Here is a 14,734-nt window from a genome sequence, read left to right as displayed (position 1 = left end):
CAGTGCGCTCATGACTTGGAACGAATCGCCGAGCCGGACATAACGTGCAGGTCGTGGCTATAGCGATACCTGCGATCTACCGATCGACCGTCGGCAAGAAGGCCGTGATGGCCGTCACCGGCGGCATCCTCGTGCTGTTCCTGGTCGCGCACATGATCGGGAACCTGAAGATCTTCCTCGGCGCGGAGGACTTCAACCACTACGCCGAGTGGCTGCGCACGATGGGCGAGCCCGCGGTGCCGCGGCGGACGGTGCTGACGGTCCTCGAGCTCGTGCTCGGCGTCTCGGTCGTGCTGCACATGTGGTCGGCGGTGTCGCTCGCCAAGCGCGCGGCGCACGCCCGTCCCGTGAAGTACCAGTCGAAGAAGAAGTCGCACGCGCAGGGCTACGCCGTCCGGACGATGCGGTACGGCGGGATCATCATCGCCGTCTACGTCATCTGGCACCTGCTGGACCTCACGTTCTTCGCCCTGAACCCCAAGGGCGCCGACGCCACCCCCTACGAGCGGGTGGTCGCCGACTTCGACCCGTCCCGCTGGTACATCACGGTCTGGTACGTCGTCGCGGTACTGCTCGTGGGGCTCCACCTCCACCACGGCATCTGGAGCGCGTTCCAGACGCTGGGATTGCGCACGCCGCGCAGCCACAACGCCCTGAGGGGCCTCGCCGCGACCACTGCCGCGCTCGTCACGCTCGGCTTCGTCGCCGTCCCCGTCTCCATCACGTTCGGATGGGTGAGCTGATCCATGGCAGCTGACGACATGACCACCGCCTTCTACACGCCCGGCGAGCCGATCGCCGACGCCAAGGCCCCGGCGGGCGCCATCGAGGAGCGCTGGACGACCCGCAAGTTCGAGGCCAAGCAGGTCAACCCGGCCAACAAGCGCAAGAAGAAGATCATCATCATCGGGACGGGGCTGGCCGGCGGCTCGGCCGGCGCCACCCTCGGCGAGGCCGGCTACCACGTCCAGCAGTTCTGCTTCCAGGACTCCCCGCGCCGCGCCCACTCGATCGCAGCGCAGGGCGGCATCAACGCCGCCAAGAACTACCGCAACGACGGCGACAGCGTGTACCGGCTGTTCTACGAGACGGTCAAGGGCGGCGACTTCCGGTCCCGCGAGTCCAACGTGTACCGGCTCGCCGACATCTCGCGGCAGATCATCGACCAGTGCGTCGCGCAGGGCGTCCCGTTCGCCCGCGAGTACGGCGGCCTGCTCGACAACCGCTCCTTCGGCGGCACGCAGGTCTCCCGCACGTTCTACGCGCGCGGGCAGACGGGCCAGCAGCTGCTCCTCGGCGCCTACCAGGCGCTGATGCGGCAGGTGGACGCCGGGAACGTGGAGCTGTACCCGCGGCACGAGATGCTCGACCTGATCATGGAGGACGGGCGGGCGCGCGGCGTCGTCGTCCGCAACCTGATCAACGGCGAGGTCAAGCACTACACCGCGGACGCGGTGGTGCTGGCGTCCGGCGGCTACGGCAACGTGTACTTCCTGTCCACGAACGCGATGGGCTCGAACGTCACCGCGTCCTGGCGCGCCCACCGGCACGGCGCCCTGTTCGCCAACCCCTGCTACACCCAGATCCACCCGACGTGCATCCCGGTCAGCGGCGACCACCAGTCGAAGCTGACGCTGATGTCGGAGTCGCTGCGCAACGACGGCCGCGTGTGGGTGCCGAAGAAGGCCGGCGACACCCGCAGGCCCTACGACATCCCCGAGGACGAGCGCGACTACTACCTGGAGCGCATCTACCCGTCCTTCGGCAACCTCGTCCCGCGCGACATCGCCTCCCGCGCGGCCAAGAACGTCTGCGACGAGGGGCGCGGCGTCGGCCCCGGCGGGCTCGGCGTCTACCTCGACTTCGCCGACGCGATCGCGCGCCTCGGCCGGGACAAGGTCGAGGCCAAGTACGGCAACCTCTTCGAGATGTACGAGCGCATCACCGGCGAGAACCCCTACGACACGCCGATGCGCATCTACCCGGCCGTCCACTACACGATGGGCGGCCTGTGGGTGGACTACGACCTGGAGTCCACGATCCCGGGCCTGTTCGTCATCGGCGAGGCGAACTTCTCCGACCACGGCGCGAACCGGCTGGGCGCCTCCGCGCTGATGCAGGGCCTCGCGGACGGCTACTTCGTCCTGCCGAACACCATCGGCGACTACATCGCCCGCAACAGCCTCCCCCCGGTCGCCGAGACGGCGGTCAGCGAGGCGGAGGAGCGGGTGCGGACGCGGATCGAGCGGCTGCTGTCGATCGACGGCGACCGCACCGTCGACTCCTTCCACCGCGAGCTCGGCCACATCATGTGGGAGTACTGCGGCATGGAGCGCACCGAGGAGGGGCTGCGCAAGGCGCTGGACCTCATCCCCGCGCTGCGCGAGGAGTTCTGGACGCGCGTCAAGGTCACCGGCAAGGGCGAGGAGCTGAACCAGCAGCTGGAGAAGGCGGGCCGCGTCGCCGACTTCTTCGAGCTGGCCGAGCTGATGGTCATCGACGCGCTGCACCGCGCCGAGTCCTGCGGCGGCCACTTCCGGGCCGAGAGCCAGGACGAGGAGGGCGAGGCCAAGCGCGACGACGAGAACTTCGGCTACGTCGCCGCCTGGGAATGGGCCGGGGAGGGCGCGAAGCCCGTCCTCCACAAGGAGGCCCTCAACTTCGAGTACGTCAAGCCCACGCAGAGGTCGTACAAGTAATCATGAAGCTCACACTGCGCGTCTGGCGCCAGAGCGGCCCGCAGGACAAGGGCGGGATGGTCGAGTACAAGCTCGACGACGTCTCCCCCGACGCCTCGTTCCTGGAGATGCTGGACGTCCTCAACGAGAAGCTCATCGCCTCCGGCGAGGAGCCGGTCGCGTTCGACCACGACTGCCGCGAGGGCATCTGCGGCATGTGCTCGCTGGTCATCAACGGCACCCCGCACGGCCCGGAGCGCGCCACCACCACGTGCCAGCTCCACATGCGCAAGTTCAAGGACGGCGAGGTCATCGACGTCGAGCCGTGGCGCGCCAAGGCGTTCCCGGTGGTCAAGGACCTGGTGGTCGACCGGTCGGCGTTCGACCGGATGATCCAGGCGGGCGGCTACATCACCGCGCCGACCGGCACCGCCCCCGAGGCGCACTCGACGCCCGTCCCGAAGCCCGACGCCGACCGCGCGTTCGAGGCCGCCGAGTGCATCGGCTGCGGCGCCTGCGTCGCGGCCTGCCCGAACGGCTCGGCCGCCCTGTTCCTCGGCGCCAAGGTCACCCACCTCGGCCTGATGCCGCAGGGCCAGCCCGAGCGCTGGGACCGCGTCGTGTCCATGCTGGACACCCACGACGAGGAGGGCTTCGGCGGCTGCACCAACACCGGCGAGTGCACCGTCGCCTGCCCGAAGGGCATCCCGCTGGACGTCATCGGCCGGCTGAACCACGACTACCTGAAGGCGACCGCCGGCGGGAAGAAGCGGTAGCGGGCGCGGCAGAGGGAGCGGTCCCGGCCGCCGCTGTTCTCGGTCCCGCCCGGAGTACCGGGCGGGACCGTTCTAATGTGTCCGCATGACGGTCACACTCCTCCCCTACCACCAGGACGAACGGCTCCCCGACGCGTCCTTCCCCCTTTCCGGCCTCGACGTCGTCCCCGTGACGCCGGACCTGCCCGACGGCGACGTGTGGCAGCGCGTCGCGGCGCTGTTCGAGCCCGTCGTCGCCGAGGTCGCCCGCCAGATCGACGGCGGTTCGATGCCGCGCGTGGTGTCGGGCGACTGCCTGACCGCCGAGGCCGTCCTCGCGGGCGTGCAGAAGGCGGGGGTGGACGCCTCCGTGGTCTGGTTCGACGCGCACGGCGACGTCCACACGGTGGACAGCTCGACGTCCGGCTACATCGGCGGGATGCCGCTCCGGCAGATCCTCGGCGCCGACACCGCGCTCCTCCCCGACCGGCTGGGCCTGCGCACGCTGCCGGAGGACCGCGCCGTCCTGGTGGACGCCCGCGACCTCGACCCGGCCGAGGCGGAGTTCCTCGCGTCCTCGCAGGTCAGGGTCTGCCCCGTGGACGACGTCGCGCTGCCTCCGGGCCCCCTGCTGCTGCACGTCGACGTGGACGTCATCGACGCCGCCGACCTGCCCGGGCTGAAGTTCCCGGTCGGCGGCGGGCCCTCCGCCGACGCGGTCGTCGCGTCCGTCCGGCGGATCATGGCCACCGGCCGGGTGGCCGCCCTGGACGTCGCCTGCCCCTGGCATCCGCCGGAGGGCGGCGACGACGAGGCCCGCGCCCGGCTGCTGAAGGGCCTGCTGACCGCCTGATCCGGCGCCGGGCCGCTCCGCTCACGCGCTTCGACAGGGGCTGATCTTGCCGTAGCATGCTGCCGCACATGCATAAGGGGGTGCATATGCACGAGCTGATGCACTGTGCAGGCGGCGCCGGCCCGGCGGTGCACCGGACCATCCTGTGCCTGGACGTCGAGGGCTACGGCCGCCGCACGAACGGGGGCCAGCTCGCCGTCCGGGCGGGCTTATACCGGGCCTTACGGCGGGCCCTCGACGAGTCCGGCGTGCCCGCGGCCTCCTGCTACTGCGAGGACCGGGGCGACGGGGCGATGATCCTCATCCGTCCGGACGTGCCGAAGGAACTGCTGGCCGGCCCGTTCCCGGCGCGGCTGGCCGCCCTGCTGGAGCGGCACAACGGCGCCGCGCCGCCGGACGCCCGCATCAGGGTCCGCGTCGCGGTGCACGCCGGCGAGATCCACCACGACGACCACGGCGTCGCCGGCACCGCCATCAACACGGCGTTCCGGCTGCTGGCCGCCGCCCCCCTGAAGGACGCGCTGCGCGCCTCCCCCGGCGTCCTCGCGCTGATCACCTCCGGCTGGTTCTTCGAGGAGGTCGTGCGGCAGAACCCCGCGTGCCGCGCGGCCGCCTTCCGCCCCGCCCTGGTCGCGGTCAAGGAGCTGCGGGAACGGGCCTGGATGCGGCCGCCGGACTCCTGGCCGCATGCGGACACCGACCGGGTCCTCCGGCTGCTCGCCCTGCACCCCGGCGCGGAGATCTCCGTCCCGGCCGCGGCCGCCCTCATCGACGTCCCCGACGCCGAGGCGCGGCTCCTGCTCGGCGACCTCGGCCTGGCGGAGCGCGCCGAGGGCCGGTACGGGGTGCCCGTCCTCGACCCCGACGCCGCCCCCGGCTCAGGGCTCGCGCCGCACGAGCGCTCGGCCGCCGTCCGCCGCGTCCTCGGCTGGTACCTCGGCACCGCCGGCAACGCGCGCCGCCTGCTGTCCCCCGACCGCGTCACCGCCCCGCCGCTGCCGGACGAGCCGGACCGCGCCCTGCGCTTCGCCTCCGCGGCCGAGGCCCGCCGCTGGTGCGAGACCGAGCGGCCCAACCTGGTCGCCGCCGCCCAGGCCGCCGCCGCCGAGGGCCACCACGACATCGCCTGGCGGCTGCCGCTCACCCTGTTCCGCGGCCCGTGGACCGACTGGAGCGAGGCGCTCCGCGGGGGCCTCGCGTCCGCGCGCCTCCTCGGCGACGACCGCGGCGTCGCCTACGTGCTCGGCGGCCTCGGCTACGCCAGCCAGAACCGGTGGCGGTTCGAGGAGTCCGCCGAGCTGTTCACCGCGGCGTGCGAGGTCTTCTCCCGGCTGGGGGACGTCCGGGGCGAGGCGTGGGCCCTGCACGGGCTCGGCTACGCCTGCCGCCGCCTGCGCCGGTACCGCGAGGCGGTCGTCCACCACCGCCGGTCGGTCCTGCTGGCCGCCGCGGTGGGCGACCGCCGCGACACCGGGCGGGCGCTGACGGCCCTCGGCTACGCCTACGCCGGGCTCGCCGACTTCGGCTCGTCGCTGGACCACTTCGAGCAGGCCCACGGCATCGCACTGGAGGCCGACGGCCGGACCCTCGGCTGGGCCCTGCACGGGCTCGGCTACGCCCACCACGGCCTGCGCCGCCTGCACACCGCCATCGTCCACTACGAGAAGGCGCTGGACGTCTTCCGCGAGTTCGGCGACCGCCCCGGCCAGGGCGAGGCGCTCTACAACCTCGGCCGCGCCCACATGCAGATGTCCCGCCCCGACGCCGCCCGCGACTGCTGGCTGCGCGCCCTCGCCATCTTCGAGGACCTCCGGACCCCGCAGACCGCCGGGGTCGTCGCCCGGCTCCGCTCCCTCGATCCGCGATCATGAGGGGATGACCCTCCAGCAGCACCTGCGCCGGGCCGCCGAAGACTCCCTGCACGCGTTCCCCGAGGCCCTCCGCCCCGACATCTACGTCATCTCGCTCCGGATCTCGCACGGCGAGTTCTCGACCGTCCACGAACTCTGGGACTACCCCTACGACCCGTACATGGCGATCGGCTACAACACCGAGAGCAACGTCCGGCAGAACCTCGAACGCTCCTCCGAGGACCCGCTGGAGGTGCGCTGGAGCTACGCCTACATGCTGCTGGAGGAAGCGGGACCCGCGGGCCACCACCCCGCCGACCCCGAGGGCACCGCCCTCTACCTGGAGGAGGTGAAGCGCCTCGGCCTCTGGTACGAGCCGGGCGACGACGCGGAGGACGAGCAGGACGAACGGCTCTGCGCCCACTTCGACGACCTCTGCATCGACGCCGCGCGCCACCTGCACTCCACGGGCCTCGTCCAGAAGGTGCTGGGCCGCGAGGTGCCGATCGTCCTCTTCGACATGTTCCGCATCATCGAGCCCGACGCCACCCAGGCGGCCAACCCGCCCCACCTCGTCCCGCCCGACTACGTGGCCCTCCAGCAGGGCTGACTAGGCGTCGACCAGGGTCTCCACGCCGGCCGGGAGGCTGCCCGCCAGGGCCGCCTCCACGAGGAACTCCTGGAGGGTCTCCTGGAACGCGCGGGCCGCGTGGGTGAGCTCGACGTCCTTGCGGTGGGCGAGCGCGATGGTGCGGAGCAGGCCGGGACCGTGGCGGCCGCGGCGCGCCTCGTCGTCGGCCAGGACGAGCGGCGTCCCGCGCAGGCCGGGGCGCCCGGCCAGCACCATGCTGGGGACGACCGCGATCCCGAGGCCGACCTCCACGAAGCGCAGGACGGCGTCCATCTCGCCGCCCTCGACCGCGAACCTCGGTTCGAACCCTGCGGCCCTGCACGCGCTGATGGTCGCCTCGCGCAGGTCGTAGCCGGGACGGAACATCACCAGCGGGCGGTTCCGCAGGTCCTGGATGCGCAGGTACGAGCGGCGCGGGAGCTGGGGGGTCTTCGGCAGCCGCTCCGGAGCGCCCGGCTCGGGACCCGCCGGGGACGCCACCACCAGGTACTCGCGCAGGATCGGCGTGGTGTCCAGGGGCGGGTCGCCGTGCAGGGGAAGGATGACCAGGGCCATGTCCAGGGAGCCGCGCGTGAGTTCCCGGACGAGGTCCCGGGAGCCGCCCTCCTCGACGATGAGCTGGATCCCCGGGTACGTGTCGTGGAAGCGGCGCAGGACGTCCGCCAGCAGGCCCGCGCACAGGGACGGCGTCGCGCCGAGCCGGACCCGCCCGCGCTTGAGGCCGACCAGCTCCTGCACCTCCAGGCGGGCGGTGTCGACATCGGCCAGTATGCGCTTCGCCAGGGGAAGCAGCGCCTCGCCGGCGGGAGTCAGGGTGATGTTTCCCCGCGCGCGGCTGAACAGCGACACGTTCAGCTCGCCTTCCAGCGCGCGGATCTGCTTGGACAGCGAAGGCTGCGCGACGCGCAGCAGCTCGGCGGCCTGCGTGAAGTGGCGTACCTCGGCGACCGCGACGAAGTAGGCGAGCTGCTGCAACTGCATCCTGCACAGCGTACGGGCCACCGCGGCCCCTGCCGCGCACCGGGTCAGCGCGCCCGGCGGCGGTTCAGCGCGCCTGGCGGCGGTTCAGCGCGCCTGGCGGCGTAAGGCCTTCAGGTCGTGCACGATGACCCGCCGGCGGCCCGTCTCGATCCAGCCGTGCCGGCGCAGCGTGCGCAGCGCCTTGCTGACCGCCTCGCGGGACGCGCCCACCCAGCTCGCCAGCTCCTCCTGCGAGAGGTTCAGCGTGATCTGGAGGCTGTCGCCGCCCGCCGCGCCCGTCCGGTCGTAGGGAACGCCGAACCGCTCCGCCAGCTCGACGAGGCGCTGCGCGACCCGGCCCGTCGCGTCGAACATGCCGAACTCGACGCGCTTGCGGTCGGCGTCGCGCCAGCGCTGGCACAGCATCCGCATGATGAGGACGGAGACGCGCCCGTGCGCCTGGAGGAACGCCATGAACTCGTCGGCCGTCACCGCGAGCGCCCGCACCGGTTCGAGCGCCGTGACCGTCGCCGAGCGGGGCAGCCCGTCGATCGCGGCGACCTCGCCGAGCAGCGCCCCCGGACCGCGCACCGCCAGGAGCGTCTCCCCGCCCATCTCGCGGTAGGCGCACGCCTTGACCCGGCCCCGCAGCAGGATCGCCACCCAGCCGGGGTCCTCCCCCTCGGCGAAGAGGATCTCCCCCCGGGCGAATTCGCGGACGCGGCCGCGGGCCGCCAGTTCCTCGCGTTCCGCCGGAGTGAGATCGCCGAGGAAAGAACCTTCGGGGGCGCTCATGACCACAACGCTAAAGGGCGTGAAGCGTTCCCGCCTCCCGGTAAAGAATCACGGTTGAATCACGCGTTGTGTGCACTTATCCCTACTCGAACATTCGAGGGTGCGCCAGTGTTGGACGCGGCGTGCACGGCCGGAGGTCGTCTCGGCGTCCACGGCGTTCACGGGGAACGGCGGAACGGCGGGCGGCGGGCCGGGGGCGCGCCGCCCGCCGGGCCACGGAGCGCCGCCTGCCAGAACGGCGCCCCGTGACGGGAGCGGCGGAAACGCGAACGCCCCCCGTCGCGCGGGGCGGCGGGGGACGTTCGCGAAAGGCCGTGCGGTCAGGCGGAGGGGGTGTCCTCGCCCTTGCGCACGATGCCGAGCTTGCTGCCGAGCCACACCAGCGGGTCGTACTTGCGGCCGACGACCCGCTCCTTCATCGGGATCAGCGCGTTGTCCGTGATCTTGATGTGCTCCGGGCAGACCTCGGTGCAGCACTTGGTGATGTTGCAGAAGCCGAGCCCGTGGTCGTCCTGCGCGATGTTGCGCCGGTCGGCCTGGTCGGCCGGGTGCATCTCCAGCTCCGCGATGCGCATGAGGAAGCGCGGGCCCGCGAACTCGGGCTTGTTCTCCTCGTGGTCACGGATGACGTGGCAGACGTTCTGGCACAGGAAGCACTCGATGCACTTGCGGAACTCCTGCGAGCGCTCGACGTCCACCTGCTGCATGCGCAGCTCGCCCGGCTTGGCGTCGCCCGGGTCGAACGAGGGGACCTCGCGTGCCTTCTGGTAGTTGAACGACACGTCCGTGACCAGGTCGCGGATCACCGGGAAGGTGCGCACCGGGGTGACGGTGACCGTCTCCTCCGGGTCGAAGGTCGACATCCGGGTCATGCACAGCAGCCGCGGCATGCCGTTGATCTCCGCGGAGCACGAGCCGCACTTGCCGGCCTTGCAGTTCCACCGGACGGCGAGGTCGGGCGCCTGCGTGGCCTGAAGCCGGTGGATGATGTCGAGGACGACCTCGCCCTCGTTCACCTCGACGGTGTAGTCGGTGAGCTCGCCCGCGCCGTCGTCGCCGCGCCAGACCTTGAACCTCGCCTCGTAGCTCATCGGCCGTCCTCCTCGTTCTCCGCGGCGTCGTCCGCGTCCGGCTCCGGCGCGGCCTCCGCGTCGCCGGCCGGGCCCTTCCCGGCGAGGGGCGTCGGCAGCTCCTCGGCGGTCAGGTACTTCTTCAGCTCGTCGTTGTCGAACAGTTCGAGCAGGTCCTGCCGCATCGGCGTCAGCGGCTGGCGCCTCAGCTCGACGTGCGGCGAGGACGGGTCGCCGGCCAGCGAGCAGACGAGGTTGACCTTCCGCCACTCCGGCGACATCGCCGGGTAGTCGTCGCGGGTGTGGCCGCCGCGGCTCTCCTGGCGCTCCAGCGCCGCCTTCGCGACCGCCTCGGACACCAGCAGCATGTTGCGCAGGTCGAGCGCGAGGTGCCAGCCCGGGTGGTAGCCGCGCCCGTCGCCGACCGCGACGGGGTCGACGCTGACGGCCGCGACCCGCTCGCGGAGCTTGCCGAGCGACTCGATCGCCTGCTTCAGCTCCTCTTCCTTGCGGATGATGCCGACCAGCTCGTTCATCGTCTGCTGCAGCTCGGCGTGGACGGCGTAGGGGTTCTCGCCGCCCTCCCGCTCGAACGGGGCCATCGCCTCGGCCGTCGCCGCCTCGATCTCGGCGTCGGGGACGGCGGGACGCGCCGGGAGGCCGTCCACGTACTCCGACGCGCCGAGCCCGGCCCGGCGGCCGAACACCAGGAGGTCGGACAGCGAGTTGCCGCCGAGCCGGTTCGAGCCGTGCATGCCGCCGGAGACCTCACCCGCCGCGAACAGGCCGGGCACCTTGGCGGCGCCGGTGTCGGGGTCGACCTCCACCCCGCCCATCACGTAGTGGCAGGTCGGGCCGACCTCCATCGGCTCCTTGGTGATGTCGACGTCCGCCAGCTCCTTGAACTGGTGGTACATCGAGGGCAGCCGCTTGACGATCTCAGCGGCGCCGCCCGGCATCCGGTCGACGACGGTGAGGAAGACCCCGCCGTGCGGCGACCCGCGTCCCGCCTTGACCTCGGAGTTGATCGCGCGCGCCACCTCGTCGCGCGGCAGCAGCTCGGGCGGGCGCTTGTTGTTGTCGGGGTCGTCGTACCAGCGGTCGCCCTCCTCCTCGGTGGTGGCGTACTGGTTCTTGAAGACCTCGGGGATGTAGTCGAACATGAACCGCTTGCCCTCGGAGTTGCGCAGGACGCCGCGGTCGCCGCGCACCGACTCCGTCACGAGGATGCCCTTGACGGACGGCGGCCAGACCATCCCCGTGGGGTGGAACTGGACGAACTCCATGTTCAGCAGCGATCCGCCCGCGAGCAGGGCCAGCGCGTGCCCGTCCCCGGTGTACTCCCAGGAGTTGGACGTGACCTTGAACGCCTTGCCGATGCCGCCGGTCGCCAGCACCACCGCGGGCGCCTCGAACACGACGAACTTGCCGGTCTCCCGGACGTAGCCGAAAGCGCCGCAGATCTTCCCGTCGGCGTCCTTCAGCAGCCGCGTGACCGTCGTCTCGGCCCAGACCTTCAGCCTGGCCTCGTAGTCGCCGTGCTCGGCGTGGTCCTCCTGCTGGAGGGCAACGATCTTCTGCTGGGCGGTGCGGATCAGCTCCAGGCCCGTCCGGTCGCCGACGTGCGCCAGCCGCGGGTACTCGTGCCCGCCGAAGTTGCGCTGGCTGATCTTGCCGTCCTTGGTGCGGTCGAACAGCGCGCCCCACAGCTCCAGCTCCCAGATGCGCTCCGGGGCCTCCTTGGCGTGCAGTTCCGCCATGCGCCAGCTGTTCATGAACTTGCCGCCGCGCATGGTGTCGCGGAAGTGGACCATCCAGTTGTCGTTGGCGTTGACGTTGCCCATCGCCGCGGCGGCCCCGCCCTCGGCCATCACCGTGTGGGCCTTGCCGAACAGCGACTTGGAGATGATCGCGGTCTTCTTGCCCTGGAGGCGCGCCTCGATCGCCGCGCGCAGCCCGGCGCCGCCCGCGCCGATCACCACGACGTCGTAGAGGTGCCTCTCGATCTCAGTCATGATTCCTTGGCCTCAGTTGAAGATGCGCAGGTCGGAGATGGTGCCGCTGGCGACCAGAGCGACGTACAGGTCGGCCACCACCAGCGAGCCCAGGGTGATCAGGGCGTACATCCCGTGGCGCTGGTTGATCTTGGACACCCAGCCCCACATCCGGTAGCGGAAGGGGTGCTTGGAGAAGTTCTTCAGCCGGCCGCCCACGATGTGCCGGCACGAGTGGCACGACAGCGTGTACAGCCAGAGCAGGACCACGTTCGCGACCAGGATGAGCGTGCCGAGCCCGATGCCGAACCCGCCGTCCTTGCCGTGGAAGGCGCGGACCGCGTCCCAGGTGTTGATCAGGGAGATCGCGAAGGCGGCGAGCCAGAAGTACCGGTGCAGGTTCTGGCCGATCAGGGGGAAGCGGCGCTCACCGGTGTACTTGCCGTGCGGCTCGCGGACGGCGCACGCGGACGGAGCCGCCCAGAACGAGCGGTAGTAGGCCTTGCGGTAGTAGTAGCACGTCAGCCGGAACAGCAGCAGGAACGGCAGCGAGATCGCCGCGAAGGGGATCCAGCCGCGGGTGGCCGCCGGCAGGAAGGTGCCGAACTCCGCCGCGTCGCCCGTGTGGCCGTCCACCGTGACGTTGTTGCAGATCTCGTTCAGGCACGGGGAGTAGAACGGCGTCAGGTAGTGGAACTCCGGCACGTAGAAGGCCGCGCCCCAGAAGGCCCGGACGGTCGCGTACACCACCCATGCCGTGAAGATCACGAAGGTCGTGACCGGATACAGGCGCCAGTTGTCCTTGCGGAGGGTGCGTTCCTTGATCTGGGCGCGCGACTTGGCCGGCGCCTCCACAGTGGTCATCGATCGCTCTCCTGAGCTCGGGTCGTCGTGTCCCCGTACCACGGTCCGCGCGCACCATGCGGCCGTTCGCGCCTCGGCCGGCGGCGGGGCGCCCCGGCCGGGCCGCGCGCGGCGGCCGGAGGCCGTGCCGCATGCGGGCCGTGACGCCTCGTGTGCGCTTCCAGCGAAGCGACCCTACGCCACCCGCCAGGAGCTGTGACATACATAACAGGCAGACCCGCATGTGACCCTGACCACAGACTTTAGCCCGTTCAGCGCCCTTTCACGGCCTCCGGGACCCATAACCAGTCGTTATGATCAAATTGAATCGAGACGAGACCGCTGCGGCATGGCCGCCCGATCGCCGGGCGTGTGCTTCAGCACCGTCCGGGCGAAGTGCGCCTCGGCCTCGCTCGTGCGGCCGGCCCCGTACACCCGCAGCACCTCGGCGAGATCGGGGAAGCGGTCGGCGATGAGCCCGGCGGCCGCCTCGATCTCGGCGGCGGACGCCACCTCGCGCAGCAGGGCCTGGACGAGCCGCGCCGGCTCGGCCGCCCCGCGTCCGGCCGCACGCTCCGGCGCCCCGCCTTCGACCGCGCGCTCCGCCACGCCCTCGGCGCTCGACGACGCGGGCCCGGCGGGGACGCGCCCGGAGACCGCGCCGCGCATCCCCGACGTCGTGGCCGCCGACTCCGCCTTGATCTCCTCCAGCCGCGCCTGGACCCCGGCGGCGGTCAGCGCGTCGAAGCCGGGCGCGGCGACGAGGTCCTCGACCGCCATCAGGCGGTGCAGGACGGCCGGGTTGCTGATCTTGGCGCGCTGGCCCGACATGAGCTGGGAGAGCATCGGCGCCGAGAGCCCGAGCACGCCGGCGAGCCCCGACTGCGACATCCCGAGGCGGCCGAGCAGCGGCCGGACGCGGTCGCCGAGCGGCTCTCCGTACCACTCGGTCTGCAGCGCGCGGTTCCGGGCGATCGTGTCCTCGGCGACGCTCACCTCACCGGCCCCCCTTGACGATTTACAGATGCAAACGCTAGATTCGCGACCGCACATGGTTGTGCGGATCCGCTGCCATCGTGCCACGGAAAACAGCGTTTGCATATGTGACGATCGGAAGGATAGACGATGGGCCTGGCACATCGCCTGGGCGCCGCCACCGCGACGGCCCTGCTCCTCACCGGCGGCCTGGCCGGCTGCTCCCTGCCGGGGACGGACGGGCCCTCGTCCTCGTCCTCGTCCTCCTCCCCGGCGGGCGGCAGGAAGGCCTCGGGCGCCGTGGGCGGCGCGAGCTTCGACGACGCCGCCAAGCCGGTGGTGAAGGGCACCTTCGACAGCCCGATCGCCCAGGGCGCCAAGCTCGACATCGCGGTCATGGGCCTCAGGGCGAAGGGGAGGCTGGCCACCCTCACCGTGCAGCTCACCCCGCACGTGCCCCCCGGCGGGCCGACCCGCGTCAACGCCTACCGCCTCAACGGCGAGCACGGCCTCGGCACCGCGCTGATCGACCCGGTCAACCTCAAGAGGTACGTCGTGGTGAAGGACTCCGGCGGCAAGGAGCTGCAGACCGACGAGATCTTCACGAACATGGCCAACGACCAGCCCACCCCGTTCTACTTCACCTTCGCCGCCCCGCCCGAGAACGTGAAGTCCGTCGACCTGCAGATCGGCACATGGCCCACCTTCCGCGACGTCCCGGTCGAGCGGTGAGCCGCGTGCGCCGTCCGGCCGTCCTCGCGGGCGCCCTGGCCCTCGTGCTCGCGGTCCCGGCCGTCGCCGGGGCCGACCCCGGAGCCCCGGACCAGAACCTGGCCCAGAGCGTCCTTTCGATCGAAACCGACGCCTCCGTGCGCGGCATCGACCTCGAACAGGCGGTCGTCCCCCTGGAGGAGGAAGAGGCCGGCGGGCGTCAGGTCACCGTCCGCATCTCGGCGGACGTCCTGTTCGACTTCGGCAAGGCGACGCTCACCGGCGCCGCGCGCCGCCGCATAGCCGAGCTGGCGCCCCGCCTCCGCGACGCCCGGGGGGCCGTCCAGGTGTCGGGGCACTCCGACTCCATCGGCGACCCCGCCTCCAACCTGACGCTCTCCGAGCAGCGCGCCGAGGCGGTCAAGGCCGAGCTGGCGGGCGCCCTGACGGGGACGGGGCCGCGGATCGAGGCCCGGGGCTACGGCGAGACCAAGCCCGTCGCTCCCAACGAGCAGGGCGGCAAGGACGACCCCGCCGGCCGCGCCAAGAACCGCCGAGTCGAGATCGTCTACGAGAAGAGCTGACAGCGGCGGCGAGCGCAAGAACCGCCGCGTGGTCG

General features: G+C 71.7%; 14 protein-coding genes. 8 read left to right on the top strand and 6 right to left on the bottom strand.

Annotation, left to right across the window (positions count from 1 at the left end; translation table 11 throughout):
• Positions 1-53: 53 nt before the first annotated feature.
• The 6 genes from ABWI04_RS19560 to ABWI04_RS19535 all read left to right on the top strand — a co-directional run bounded on the left by ABWI04_RS19560 (position 54) and on the right by ABWI04_RS19535 (position 6,746).
• Positions 54-743, top strand: a complete 690-nt coding sequence (locus tag ABWI04_RS19560) for a succinate dehydrogenase cytochrome b subunit (RefSeq protein ID WP_353833317.1) — start codon at positions 54-56, stop codon at positions 741-743.
• Between the two features lie 18 nt (positions 744-761).
• Positions 762-2,699 carry a fumarate reductase/succinate dehydrogenase flavoprotein subunit gene (locus tag ABWI04_RS19555; protein ID WP_378188594.1) on the top strand — a complete coding sequence of 646 codons (1,938 nt, stop codon included), beginning with the start codon at positions 762-764 and terminating at the stop codon, positions 2,697-2,699.
• 2 nt (positions 2,700-2,701) lie between these two features.
• Positions 2,702-3,454 (top strand): succinate dehydrogenase/fumarate reductase iron-sulfur subunit, encoded by a 753-nt coding sequence (locus tag ABWI04_RS19550; RefSeq protein ID WP_185032610.1) that lies wholly within the window; start codon positions 2,702-2,704, stop codon positions 3,452-3,454.
• Positions 3,455-3,539: 85 nt separating this feature from the next.
• Positions 3,540-4,286 (top strand): arginase family protein, encoded by a 747-nt coding sequence (locus tag ABWI04_RS19545; protein ID WP_345177183.1) that lies wholly within the window; start codon positions 3,540-3,542, stop codon positions 4,284-4,286.
• An 86-nt stretch (positions 4,287-4,372) separates the two neighbouring features.
• The gene (locus ABWI04_RS19540) at positions 4,373-6,157 is read left to right on the top strand and encodes a tetratricopeptide repeat protein (protein ID WP_353833316.1); all 1,785 of its coding nucleotides are present in this window, start codon (positions 4,373-4,375) and stop codon (positions 6,155-6,157) included.
• Positions 6,158-6,161: 4 nt separating this feature from the next.
• Positions 6,162-6,746: a hypothetical protein gene (locus tag ABWI04_RS19535; protein WP_345177178.1), complete on the top strand. Its 585-nt coding sequence runs from the start codon at positions 6,162-6,164 to the stop codon at positions 6,744-6,746.
• Here ABWI04_RS19535 and ABWI04_RS19530 read toward each other — a convergent pair whose 3' ends face one another.
• The 6 genes from ABWI04_RS19530 to ABWI04_RS19505 form a co-directional block, all read right to left on the bottom strand.
• Positions 6,747-7,748 carry a LysR family transcriptional regulator gene (locus ABWI04_RS19530; RefSeq protein ID WP_345177177.1) on the bottom strand — a complete coding sequence of 334 codons (1,002 nt, stop codon included), beginning with the start codon at positions 7,746-7,748 and terminating at the stop codon, positions 6,747-6,749. It abuts the gene before it with no gap.
• An 84-nt stretch (positions 7,749-7,832) separates the two neighbouring features.
• Positions 7,833-8,522 (bottom strand): Crp/Fnr family transcriptional regulator, encoded by a 690-nt coding sequence (locus ABWI04_RS19525; RefSeq protein WP_345177174.1) that lies wholly within the window; start codon positions 8,520-8,522, stop codon positions 7,833-7,835.
• A gap of 320 nt (positions 8,523-8,842) precedes the next feature.
• Positions 8,843-9,613 carry a succinate dehydrogenase/fumarate reductase iron-sulfur subunit gene (locus tag ABWI04_RS19520; RefSeq protein WP_345177172.1) on the bottom strand — a complete coding sequence of 257 codons (771 nt, stop codon included), beginning with the start codon at positions 9,611-9,613 and terminating at the stop codon, positions 8,843-8,845.
• Entirely contained in the window at positions 9,610-11,607 is a 1,998-nt protein-coding gene (locus ABWI04_RS19515) for a fumarate reductase/succinate dehydrogenase flavoprotein subunit (RefSeq protein WP_345177169.1), read from the bottom strand. The genes ABWI04_RS19520 and ABWI04_RS19515 overlap by 4 nt, the downstream gene beginning before the upstream one ends.
• Positions 11,608-11,619: 12 nt before the next feature.
• Positions 11,620-12,450: a succinate dehydrogenase subunit SdhC gene (gene sdhC, locus ABWI04_RS19510; RefSeq protein ID WP_345177166.1), complete on the bottom strand. Its 831-nt coding sequence runs from the start codon at positions 12,448-12,450 to the stop codon at positions 11,620-11,622.
• A 297-nt stretch (positions 12,451-12,747) separates the two neighbouring features.
• The gene (locus ABWI04_RS19505; protein ID WP_353833315.1) at positions 12,748-13,425 is read right to left on the bottom strand and encodes a helix-turn-helix domain-containing protein; all 678 of its coding nucleotides are present in this window, start codon (positions 13,423-13,425) and stop codon (positions 12,748-12,750) included.
• A 129-nt stretch (positions 13,426-13,554) separates the two neighbouring features.
• Between ABWI04_RS19505 and ABWI04_RS19500 the strand changes: the two genes are divergently transcribed.
• Complete coding sequence (locus ABWI04_RS19500; RefSeq protein WP_353833314.1) at positions 13,555-14,136, top strand: hypothetical protein; 582 nt, start codon at positions 13,555-13,557, stop codon at positions 14,134-14,136.
• A complete protein-coding gene (locus tag ABWI04_RS19495) occupies positions 14,133-14,699 on the top strand; it encodes an OmpA family protein (protein WP_345177160.1) in 567 nt (188 codons plus the stop codon). The genes ABWI04_RS19500 and ABWI04_RS19495 overlap by 4 nt, the downstream gene beginning before the upstream one ends.
• The last annotated feature ends 35 nt before the right edge of the window (positions 14,700-14,734 follow it).

It is taken from the genome of Actinomadura sp. NPDC000929 (genome assembly GCF_040492065.1).
Lineage (GTDB): Bacteria > Actinomycetota > Actinomycetes > Streptosporangiales > Streptosporangiaceae > Spirillospora > Spirillospora verrucosospora.
This window is presented reverse-complemented; position numbering and strand designations above follow the sequence as displayed.

What these genes read in the sequence shown, in the direction of transcription:
- ABWI04_RS19555 (WP_378188594.1), top strand. Translation starts at nt 762, where the DNA reads ATGACCACCGCCTTCTACACGCCCGGCGAGCCGATCGCCGACGCCAAG.
- sdhC (WP_345177166.1), bottom strand. Translation starts at nt 12,450, where the DNA reads ATGACCACTGTGGAGGCGCCGGCCAAGTCGCGCGCCCAGATCAAGGAA.
- ABWI04_RS19540 (WP_353833316.1), top strand. Translation starts at nt 4,373, where the DNA reads ATGCACGAGCTGATGCACTGTGCAGGCGGCGCCGGCCCGGCGGTGCAC.
- ABWI04_RS19550 (WP_185032610.1), top strand. Translation starts at nt 2,702, where the DNA reads ATGAAGCTCACACTGCGCGTCTGGCGCCAGAGCGGCCCGCAGGACAAG.
- ABWI04_RS19530 (WP_345177177.1), bottom strand. Translation starts at nt 7,748, where the DNA reads ATGCAGTTGCAGCAGCTCGCCTACTTCGTCGCGGTCGCCGAGGTACGC.
- ABWI04_RS19520 (WP_345177172.1), bottom strand. Translation starts at nt 9,613, where the DNA reads ATGAGCTACGAGGCGAGGTTCAAGGTCTGGCGCGGCGACGACGGCGCG.
- ABWI04_RS19525 (WP_345177174.1), bottom strand. Translation starts at nt 8,522, where the DNA reads ATGAGCGCCCCCGAAGGTTCTTTCCTCGGCGATCTCACTCCGGCGGAA.
- ABWI04_RS19545 (WP_345177183.1), top strand. Translation starts at nt 3,540, where the DNA reads ATGACGGTCACACTCCTCCCCTACCACCAGGACGAACGGCTCCCCGAC.
- ABWI04_RS19515 (WP_345177169.1), bottom strand. Translation starts at nt 11,607, where the DNA reads ATGACTGAGATCGAGAGGCACCTCTACGACGTCGTGGTGATCGGCGCG.
- ABWI04_RS19535 (WP_345177178.1), top strand. Translation starts at nt 6,162, where the DNA reads ATGACCCTCCAGCAGCACCTGCGCCGGGCCGCCGAAGACTCCCTGCAC.
- ABWI04_RS19500 (WP_353833314.1), top strand. Translation starts at nt 13,555, where the DNA reads ATGGGCCTGGCACATCGCCTGGGCGCCGCCACCGCGACGGCCCTGCTC.